The sequence below is a fragment of the Cupriavidus sp. WS genome (assembly GCF_000395345.1).
GTDB lineage: Bacteria > Pseudomonadota > Gammaproteobacteria > Burkholderiales > Burkholderiaceae > Cupriavidus > Cupriavidus basilensis_B.
This window is the reverse complement of the sequence record NZ_AQPL01000360.1, coordinates 1-9,386: the sequence shown is the minus strand read 5'-3', so window position 1 is coordinate 9,386 and position 9,386 is coordinate 1. Positions and strand designations below refer to the sequence as shown.

At 73.1% G+C, this 9,386-nt stretch carries 7 protein-coding genes and 1 pseudogene; all 8 read right to left on the bottom strand.

Going from position 1 to position 9,386, the window contains the following annotated elements:
• Positions 1-13: 13 nt before the first annotated feature.
• Positions 14-2,785, bottom strand: a complete 2,772-nt coding sequence (locus K206_RS0126390) for a LuxR C-terminal-related transcriptional regulator (protein ID WP_020205379.1) — start codon at positions 2,783-2,785, stop codon at positions 14-16.
• A gap of 279 nt (positions 2,786-3,064) precedes the next feature.
• Positions 3,065-4,609 (bottom strand): AMP-binding protein, encoded by a 1,545-nt coding sequence (locus K206_RS0126385; protein WP_020205378.1) that lies wholly within the window; start codon positions 4,607-4,609, stop codon positions 3,065-3,067.
• 221 nt (positions 4,610-4,830) lie between these two features.
• The gene (locus K206_RS41000) at positions 4,831-5,214 is read right to left on the bottom strand and encodes a hypothetical protein (RefSeq protein WP_020205377.1); all 384 of its coding nucleotides are present in this window, start codon (positions 5,212-5,214) and stop codon (positions 4,831-4,833) included.
• Positions 5,215-5,224: 10 nt separating this feature from the next.
• Complete coding sequence (locus K206_RS0126375; RefSeq protein ID WP_020205376.1) at positions 5,225-5,962, bottom strand: response regulator transcription factor; 738 nt, start codon at positions 5,960-5,962, stop codon at positions 5,225-5,227.
• Positions 5,963-6,278: 316 nt separating this feature from the next.
• Positions 6,279-7,856 carry a fatty acid--CoA ligase gene (locus tag K206_RS0126370; protein ID WP_020205375.1) on the bottom strand — a complete coding sequence of 526 codons (1,578 nt, stop codon included), beginning with the start codon at positions 7,854-7,856 and terminating at the stop codon, positions 6,279-6,281.
• Between the two features lie 91 nt (positions 7,857-7,947).
• Positions 7,948-8,730 (bottom strand): SDR family NAD(P)-dependent oxidoreductase, encoded by a 783-nt coding sequence (locus K206_RS0126365; protein WP_020423919.1) that lies wholly within the window; start codon positions 8,728-8,730, stop codon positions 7,948-7,950.
• Positions 8,731-8,918: 188 nt separating this feature from the next.
• Entirely contained in the window at positions 8,919-9,167 is a 249-nt protein-coding gene (locus K206_RS0126360; protein WP_020205373.1) for a GlsB/YeaQ/YmgE family stress response membrane protein, read from the bottom strand.
• A 19-nt stretch (positions 9,168-9,186) separates the two neighbouring features.
• Positions 9,187-9,386 (bottom strand): annotated as a pseudogene (locus K206_RS43885) (hypothetical protein); the annotation flags it as partial.

Genomic DNA, 9,386 nt, shown 5'->3' with positions numbered 1-9,386 from the left:
AAAAAAAAAGCCGCTACAGCAGGCCCAGTTGCCGGGCGATGGCCACCGCCTGCGTGCGGTTGCTGGCGCGCAGCTTGGCGCTGATGTTGCGCAGGTGCGTGCGCACCGTGGTTTCCGAGACGAACAGGCGCTCGGCCATCGCCACGTTGGAGAAGCCCTCGGCCAGCAGCTGCAGCACCTTGTGCTCCTTCGGCGTGAGCGGCTCGAGGATGTCGCCGCGCGCCGGCCGGCCGGCAGCGCCGGTCTCGGGCGCGCCGCCGCAGGCGCGCAGCAGCCGCTCCAGGTAGGCCGCCGGCAGCGCGCCGCCCGGGCGCGCGGCGGTCTCCGCCGCCAGGCGGCGGGCCTGCGCGCCTTCGTCGGCGAAGATGCGCACGAACCCCTCGGCCGCGCCGAAGCGCAGCGCCTCGGCCATGACCTGCTGGGCCTGCGCGGCCTCGCCGGCGCGCTGGCAGGCCAGCGCCAGCAGGATGCGCAGCTTGAGCGCGCGCCGCATCAGTTGCGCCTGCCCGGCCGCGGCCAGCTCGGCGGCGATGGCCGCGCGCGTCGCCGCGGCGGGCTCGGCGAAGGCGGCCAGGCGCAGGCGGCCCACGGCCACGTCCTCGACGTCGTTGGCGAAGGAACTGACGGTGCCGGCGCCGGGACGGCTGCGCCACAGCGCCGGGTCGGCGGCATGCTGGATCGCCTCGCCGGCGGCGTGGCCGTTGCCTTGCAGCAGGGCGATGCGCGCGCGCTCGAGCATGGCGCCCTGCACCAGGCGCGGCAGGCCGCGGTGGTGGCCGAGGTGCTCCAGCGCGGCCAGCCATTCGTGGGCGCCGTCGACGTCGCCGCGCTCGCAGGCGATGCGCGCCAGCACGACATGGCCGCTGATGATCTGGTCCGGCAGGCCCAGGTCGCGCGCCAGCGGCACGTAGACGTTGAGCAGGCGCTCGGCGCGCTCGCGCTCGTCGGTCTCGTAGAGCGCGTCGGCCAGCAGGATGCAGGCCATCGCGTTGCCGTTGGTGGGGCCGTAGCGGTTGGGCAGCATGGTGCTGGCGGCGATGCGAAAGCGCGCCAGCGCCTGCTGCAGGCGCCCCTGGCGCAGGTCAATCAGCCCCTCCACCGACTCGGAGAAAATCTTGTTGAAGTTGCTGTCCGGGCGGCGCACCACCTGGCGCGCCAGCCCCAGCAGGCGCCTCGCCTCGCGGTAGTCGCCGGTGACTGCGGCCATGCGCGCCATCGAGGTGGCGAGGATGGAGTCCGGAAACGGATAGCCCATCGGCAGCGGCAGCGGGTCGTCGCGGCTGGCCGCGCGCGCGTCCTCGAAGCGGTCCATCATGTTGAGCAGCATATGGCGCAGCGCGCGCACGTGGGCGCGCAGGTCGCCCTCGGCGCCGTCCAGCGGGATGGTCTGCAGCAGCGCGATGGCATCGGCCGGGCCGCGCGTGAAGGACAGCGCCCACACGTGGGCGATCTGCAGCTTGGGCCAGGCCGCCATCTCCGCCGGCGGCACCGCGTCCAGCCAGCGCGTGAGCAGGCGCATGCGGCCCTGCGCCAGCAGGTCGTCCACGCTCGCGGCCAGCAGCGGCAGCGCGTGCGCCACCGCGCCGGCGGCCAGCGCGTGCTCGATGGCGGGCACGGGCCGGCCCTGCGCCTCGTACCAGCGCGAGGCGGCCATCTGCAGCGCCGGCACCTCGGCCGGCATGGCCTGCTGGAGCTGCGCGCGCAGGAAGCTGGAGAACAGGCTGTGATAGCGATACCAGCGCGCGCCGGCATGGGCCGCGCCGTCCGCGCCGCCGTGGCGCTCACCGTGCCGCTCGCCATCGAGCGGCATCAGGAACAGGTTGGCGCGCTCCAGCCAGGCCAGGATCTCCTCGCTGTCGGCGGCGCCGCGCACGGCATCGCACAGCGGCCCGCCAAGCTGGTCGAGGATGGAGGTGCGCAGCAGGAAGACGCGCACGGCCTCGGGCAGGTGCAGGTAGACGTCTTCGACCAGGTAGTCGGCGATGGCCGCGTCGGAGCCCGAGAAGCCGGCGATGAAGGCATCCGGCTGGCCGCGCCGCTCCAGCGCCACCGAGGCCAGCCACAGCGCGGTGGCCCAGCCCTCGGTGCGCCGGTGCAGCGTGGACACCGCCGCCGGCTGCAGCGACAGCCCGCGCGCGCCGCGCAGGAAGGCCTCGGTCTCCTCGGCGGTGAAGCGCAGCTGCGCGGGCTCGATCTCCAGCAGCTCGCCGCGCGCGCGCAGCCGCGCCAGGCCGGACTCGGGCACCCAGCGCGTGCCGATCACCAGGCGGCCGCCCGGCGGCAGGTGCTCCACCACCTGCCACACCAGCCCCGCCACGGCGGCGTTCTGCACCGCCTCGAAGTCATCCAGGAACAGCGTGAAAGGCCGGTCGTGCGCGGCCATGCGGTCGATCAGCGCCAGCGCGTGCTCGCCCGGCGAGCGCGGCGCGGCCGGCGCCCCGGCCGGTGCCTCGCCGCGCTTGCGCAGCACCTGCGCGAAGGCCGCCTCGAGCGAGCCGAGAAAGCGCGTGGCGTCGTTGTCGGCGCGGTCCAGCGTCAGCCACGCGGTGGCCACGCCGTCGGCATCGAGCCGCGCCCGGCACTGCAGCATGGCGGTGGTCTTGCCGAAGCCGGCCGGCGCGCGCACCAGCACCAGCTTGACGAAGCCGGCCGCGCACACCGCGTCGCAGATCATGCGCCGCTCCACCTGGAACGGCGTCAGCATGGGCGGGCGCAGCTTCGCCACCAGTGTGGCGGCACGGGCCGCGCCTTGCCGCCCCGCGCTGGTCTCCTCGATTGTGGCCATTCGCCGTGTCATCCTGTTGGCGGCGGCATCCGCGCAGGCGGACGCCGCGCGATCCGCTCCGGCTTATGGTTGCCGGCTGCCGGCGCCGCATGCGCCGTGGATCGAACGGCTGATTATGGCGTAAACGCGGGCAAGGCCCATGCGTGCCGACGCGCGCGCTCCTCTCTCTCGCTTGCGGGAGAGAGGGCGGGGGCCTGCGAATGCTGGCGTGCCGGAAAAAACCATCGGCTTCGTTTCCGGCCGCTACGCTGGACAACACCGTTGGCTCCGCTTGCACCGCTACACCAGCTTGTTCTCCCGCCCCGCCCAATAACGCTCGCGCAGCAGGCGCTTGAGCAGCTTGCCGGTAGGCAGGCGCGGCAGTTCATGGGCGAAGTCCACCGAGCGCGGGCACTTGATGCCCGACAGGTGCTCCCGGCAGAAAGCCATCAGTTCCTCGGCCAGCGCCGGGCCGGCCAGGCGCATGTCGAGCGGCTGCACCACCGCCTTGACCTCCTCGCCGAAATCCTCGTTGGGCACGCCGATCACGGCCACGTCCATCACCTTGGGATGGGTCATCAGCAGGTTCTCCGCTTCCTGCGGGTAGATGTTGACGCCGCCGGAGATGATCATGTTGGCCTTGCGGTCGGTCAGGTAGAGATAGCCTTCCTCGTCCACGTAACCGATGTCGCCGAGCGTGGTCCAGTCGTCGTGCTGCGGGTGGCGCGACTGCGCGGTCTTGCCGGGGTCGTTGTGATAGACGAACCGGCGCCCGCCGGCGAAGTAGATGGTGCCGGGCTGGCCCGGCGGCAGCAGCGCGCCGCTGTCGTCGCAGATGCGCAGCTCGCCGAGCGAGGCGCGGCCCACGGTGCCCTTGTGGGCGATCCAGTCGGGCGAGCCGACCGCGGTGGAGCCGTTGCCTTCGGTGCCGGCGTAGTACTCCCAGATGATGGGTCCCCACCAGTCGATCATCTGTTCCTTGACCGCGACCGGGCACGGCGCGGCGGCATGCACGGCGAAGCGCAGCGACGAGACGTCGTGGGCGCGGCGCACCGCCTCGGGCAGCTTGAGCAGGCGCGAGAACATGGTTGGCACCACCTGCGTGTGGGTGATGCGGTGCCGGGCCACCAGCGCGAGGAACGCCTCCGCGTCGAAATGCGTCATCACCACCGAGGTGCCGCCGATCTGCTGCACGGCCATGTTGTAGCGCAGCGGCGCGGCGTGATAGAGCGGCGCGGGCGAGAGGTAGCGCATGTCGGGGCCGAAGCCGTAGAGCGACTGGCACACCGGCACCAGCGAGCCCGGCGCGTCGATCGGCTGGCCGGCCGGCGGCGTGAACACGCCCTTGGGGCGGCCGGTGGTGCCGGACGAGTACAGCATGTCGGTGCCGGCGCATTCGTCGTCGATGCGCCAGCCGGGATATTGCGCCAGCGTGGTCTCGTAGGCGGCGAAGCCGGGCGCGGCGCCGTCCATCATCAGGCGCGCGCCGAGCGCCGGGGCCCGCGCCGCCACGCCCTGCGCCACCTCGGCCTGCGCGCGCGAGCTGACCAGCAGGCGCGCGCCGCTGTCGTTGACGATGTAGGCCGCGTCCTCGACGTTGAGCCGGGTGCTGATGCACACGTAGACCAGGCCGGAGCGCTGCGCGCCCCAGCACAGCTCGAACAGGCGCGCGTGGTTCTCCAGCAGGAAGGCGACCCGGTCGCCGGGCCGCAGGCCGTGGTCGCGGAACAGCCGCGCCACCTGGTTGGAGCGCTCGTCGAGCTCGCGGTAGGTGAGCACGGCGCCGCCGCTCATGATGACGGCCGGCTTGTCCGGCGAGCGCTGCGCGTGGACGTACGGATGCATGGCTTGTCCCTCCTGGCTGTCGTGACGGCCGGCCCGGCGCGGCGGGACCGCGCGGCACGGCATGGCTGCGCCATTGTCGGGACAGGCGCGCCGCGCGGGCATCGTCGGAAGCGACGAACCGGCGCAGAACCAGCAGCAGGCCAGGGATGAACAAACCGGCGGCGAACGCGCGGTGGTGCGGTGCGGCAAGACAGGCCGCCGCGAGTGGCGGCCAGCGCCGTTCAGTGCAGCACGGTGCCCGGCGGCAGGTGCGTGGCGGCGGCGGGCGCCGGCCGGTCTTCGCAGTCGGTGCAGCCGGCGCATTCGGCGAACGGCGCGGCGGGCTGGCCGCCCTCCACCTCGGCGCCGGCCTCCAGCGCGTCGATCACCGCCGCCCGGATCGATTCGGCCTTGATCAGCAGGCGCAGGGCGATGTCGGCGCCGCGGCTGGCCGCCACGCGCGCGACGAAGGCGCGCCGCGCGCGCTCGTCCAGCGTGGCGACATGGGCCGCTTCGCACAGCACGTGCCAGGCGGCGGGCTGGCCGTCGAACTGCTGGCGGCGGCGCAGCAGGGTGGCGTCGATGGCGGCGGCGATGTCGGCGTCCCGGACGATGTGGTTGCGCATGCTGCTCTCCTCAATGGGCCGGCCGGTGGCCCTGGCCGGTTCTGCCCCGCAGGGCCGGGAAGCGGGCGCCGCGCTGGCGCGCGGCGTGGATCGCTTCGGCCTTGCTGCTGACCTGCAGGCGCTGGTACAGCAGCGCCACGTGGCTCTTGACGGTGGTCACCGAGATGTCGAGCAGCCGCCCCACCGTCTTGAGCGGATAGCCGCGCGACAGCAACACCAGCACTTCGTACTGCCGCGGCGTGAGGTGCAGCATGCGCGCCTCGCGCAGCCGCGCCTCGCGCAAGCCCGGGCGCAGCGCCGCGGTGGCGGATGGTTCCGGCCGGGCCGCCGGCGGCCCGGGCACGCCCGCCAGCATCTGGCTCACGGCCGCCTCCACCGCGGCCGGCGTGGCCGTGCGCGCGAGCCAGCCGCACATGCCCCAGTCCTGCGTCGGCGGCGGCGCCTGCCGCGGCAGCGCGCCGTCGCCGAGCAGCAGCAGGCGCTGCGCCGAGACCGCCGCGCGCGCGGTCCTGAGCAGCGCGTGCGCGCGCTCCGGATCCGGCGGCATGCCCAGCACCACCAGCGCGATGTCGTCGAGCCGCCGGGGCAGCAACGCGAGCTCCGCCGGCTCGACGCAGATCACCTCGCCCAGCGCCGCGACGTTGCCGAGCGTGCGCTGCAAGCCCAGCCGCAGCAGCGGGTTGTCTTCCATCAGCAAGGCGGTCATGCCGCCCCGGTCATTGCCGCTCATCATGGTTTCCGCTTTCATCTGCTTCCGTTGAAAGCAGCGGGCCATTCCGGTTGAACCGATATTTGCGGCGGCGCTGCCGGAAGCTGATTCTGCAAGCGGTGTGCCAACGGCCGGCCCATGCGCGGGCGCGCCGCGGCGCGCGCGCGGGATGGCCGGCGCGCGGCCACGGGCAAGGCATTGCGGGGATGGGGGAGATCCGGCGCGCGGCGCCGGCATGGGCGCCACGGGCCGGCCGGCACGCGCGCGGCGTTACGCGTTACGTAACGTGTTCCGCCGATGCCGGGTCAGCGCGGCGCGAAATGGGAGCGGTACGTCACTCCCGCCGCCGCCGGCTTCAGTTGACGCGGCGGCTGTAGCCTTCCCAGTAGGGCTCGCGCAGCTTGCGGCGCAGCAGCTTGCCGGACGGATTGCGCGGCAGCGCGTCGACGAACTCGATGCTCTTGGGCACCTTGAAGCCGGCCAGCCGCTCGCGCGCCCACGCCACGATGCTGTCGCGCTCGGGCGCCACGCCCGCGCGCGGCACGACGATGGCCTTGACCGCCTCGCCCCATTTCTCGTCGGGCACGCCGATCACGGCCACGTCGGCCACCTGCGGGTGGCCGTAGATGGCGCTTTCCACCTCGGCCGGGTAGACGTTCTCGCCGCCGCTGATGATCATGTCCTTGACCCGGTCGTGGATGTAGACGTAGCCGTCGGCGTCGAGATAACCGGCGTCGCCGGTGCGCAGCCAGCCGTCGGCGTCGATGGTGCGCGCGGTCTCGTCGGGCTGCTTCCAGTAGCCGGCCATGTTCTGCGGCGAGCGGATCATCAGCTCGCCTACCTCGCCGGGCGGCAGGCGGCGGCCTTCCCAGTCCACCACCGCCACTTCCACGCCGGGCAGCGGCTTGCCGGCGGCGCGCATGCGCGGCACGTCGTCGGTGGTGTGGTCCTCGGGCGGCAGCGCCACCACGGTGCCGGTGGTCTCGGTCATGCCGTACTGCTGCGCGAAGCCGCAGCCGAACACTGCGATGCCTTCGCGCAGCAGCGCGGCGGGGATCGGCGCGGCACCGTACAGCAGCGTCTTGAGGCGCGTGTAGTCGACGCTGCGCGCGCGCGGGTCGCGCAGCACGAACTGCATCGCGGCGGGCACCAGGAACAGCTTGCTGATGCGCTCGCGCTCGAAGAAATCGAGCACCGCGGCGGGATCGAACTCGCGCGCCACCACGCCGCGCGCGCCCGCGAGCAGGTTGCGCAGGCCCCAGCCGGAGCCGCCGATGTGCGCCACCGGCATCGCCACCAGCGAGACGTCGTCGTCGGTCCAGCATGACCACGCGAGGCCGGCGCGCTCGCTGGCCTCGGTGCCGTAGGTGAGGTTGCGGTGGGTCAGCATGGCGCCCTTGGGGCGGCCCGTGGTGCCCGAGGTATAGAGCTGCAGCACCACGTCGTGCGCGGCGGGCCGGTGCGCCACCGGCACGGGCGCGTGCGCGTCGCGCCAGTCCGGGTAGGCCGGCCAGCCGGGCTCGCCGCCTTCCATCGCGATCACGCCGCGCACCAGCGGCAGCGACGGCAGCAGTTGGCGCATCATCGGCGCCGACTCCGGCCCCACGAACAGCAGCACGGCATCGGCGTGGCCGACGATGTATTCCACCTCGGGCGGCGCCAGGCGCCAGCTTGCCGGCGCCATCACCGCGCCGGCCTTGGCCGCGCCGAGCAGCAGCTCGAAGTAATGGTCGCTGTTCTTGCCGACGTAGCCGATGCGCTCGCCCGGGACGACGCCGGCCGCGGCCAGCGCCTGCGCCACGCTGTCGGTGTGGCGCTCGAACTCGGCGTAGGTGGTCAGCCGGCCTTCGAACGCATAGGCCACCGCGTCCGGCCGCCGCCGCGCGAAATGGCGCACGGCGTGCGGCAGGGTGCTCAGATGACTGAAGTCCATCGGCGTCTCCTTCTCCCGGTCTTGCCGGGCGCGCGCGCCGTTGCCGCCAGCGGCGCGCGCTTCCGGTTTTTTTCTCGTGGCGCGCGGCCGCTCAGCGCGGCGCCATGCGGATGGCGCCGTCGAGCCGGACCGACTCGCCGTTGAAATAGCTGTTGCGGCACATCTCCAGCGCCAGCGAGGCGAATTCCGCGGGCTGGCCGAGCCGCTTGGGGAACGGCACCGAGGCGGCCAGCGCGGCCTTGACGTGCTCCTGCGCGCCTTGCAGCAGCGGCGTGTTGAAGATGCCGGGCAGGATGGTGTTGACGCGGATGCCTTCGCCGGCCAGGTCGCGCGCGATGGGCAGCGTCATGCCGACCACGCCGGCCTTCGACGCGGAATACGCGGCCTGCCCCATCTGGCCGTCCTGCGCCGCCACCGAGGCGGTGTTGATGATGACGCCGCGGTCGCCGTCGCGCGCGTCGAGCGTGAGCATGCCGGCGGCCGAGCGCGCCAGGCAGCGGAACGAGCCGATCAGGTTGATCTGGATGATGCGCTCGAACGCATCGGACGGAAAAAACCGGATCTGGTCCGGCGCTTCCTTGGCGCGCGAGGCGGTCTTGATGGCGTTGCCGGTGCCGGCGCAGTTGACCAGGATGCGCTCCTGCCCGAGCGCGGCGCGCGCCCTGGCGAAACCGGCTTCGACCTCGGACTCCGAGGTCACGTTGACCTGGCAGAACACGCCGCCCAGCTCGCGCGCGAGCGCCTCGCCCTTTTCCGCGTTGAGGTCGAACAGCGCCACGCGCACGCCCTGCGCGGCCAGCGCGCGCGCGGTCGCCTCGCCCAGGCCCGAAGCGCCGCCCGTGATCACTGCCGTTACCGATGCATCGAGTTCCATCTCGTCTCCACGTTGTCTGCTGTCTTGCGAAAGGCTTGCGCGGCGGCGCGCAAGCATCGGCCCGGCGGACGGCGATGCGGCCCGCGCGGCGTGGTATGGAGATTCGGGGATGACGGCATCGCACGCATCGTCGGAAGCGACGAATGCATGGATGCGTGGTGCGCGCAGGCGCGCGCCTCGCGGCGGCGTCAGTCGCGCCTGGTGGCGAGGTGGTAGAGCGCGAGCAGGATGACGGCGCCGAGCACGGCGCCGACGAAGCCCGCCGACTGGCCCGGCCGGTACCAGCCGAGCGCCTGGCCGAGGAGGGTCGCGGCAAGCGAGCCGACGATGCCGAGCACGGCGGTCAGGATGAAGCCGCGCGGCCCGCGCCCGGGCGTGAGGATGCGCGCCGCCAGCCCGGCGAGAAAGCCGATCAGGACGACCCAGATCAGATGCATGGCCCCGGCTCCCGCGGCGTCAGCCGCATGCCTTGCCGTGGTCGGCGTGGAAGCCTTGCGCGGTGGCCTGCGACTCGCTCATGTAAGCGCCGTTCTTGGTCTTGCCGTACCAGCGCGAGCCGGCGCAGTGATAGGTCTTGGAACTCTTGTTGACCCAGACCTGACCGGCCGCGCCGGCCGGAGCGGCGGCGGGCGCGGCGGCGGCGGGCGGCGCCGGCC

Bases quoted from the DNA above. Each gene is read 5' to 3' on its own strand.
- K206_RS0126375 (WP_020205376.1), bottom strand. From the start codon at position 5,962: ATGAAAGCGGAAACCATGATGAGCGGCAATGACCGGGGCGGCATGACC.
- K206_RS0126370 (WP_020205375.1), bottom strand. From the start codon at position 7,856: ATGGACTTCAGTCATCTGAGCACCCTGCCGCACGCCGTGCGCCATTTC.
- K206_RS41000 (WP_020205377.1), bottom strand. From the start codon at position 5,214: ATGCGCAACCACATCGTCCGGGACGCCGACATCGCCGCCGCCATCGAC.
- K206_RS0126360 (WP_020205373.1), bottom strand. From the start codon at position 9,167: ATGCATCTGATCTGGGTCGTCCTGATCGGCTTTCTCGCCGGGCTGGCG.
- K206_RS0126365 (WP_020423919.1), bottom strand. From the start codon at position 8,730: ATGGAACTCGATGCATCGGTAACGGCAGTGATCACGGGCGGCGCTTCG.
- K206_RS0126385 (WP_020205378.1), bottom strand. From the start codon at position 4,609: ATGCATCCGTACGTCCACGCGCAGCGCTCGCCGGACAAGCCGGCCGTC.
- K206_RS0126390 (WP_020205379.1), bottom strand. From the start codon at position 2,785: ATGGCCACAATCGAGGAGACCAGCGCGGGGCGGCAAGGCGCGGCCCGT.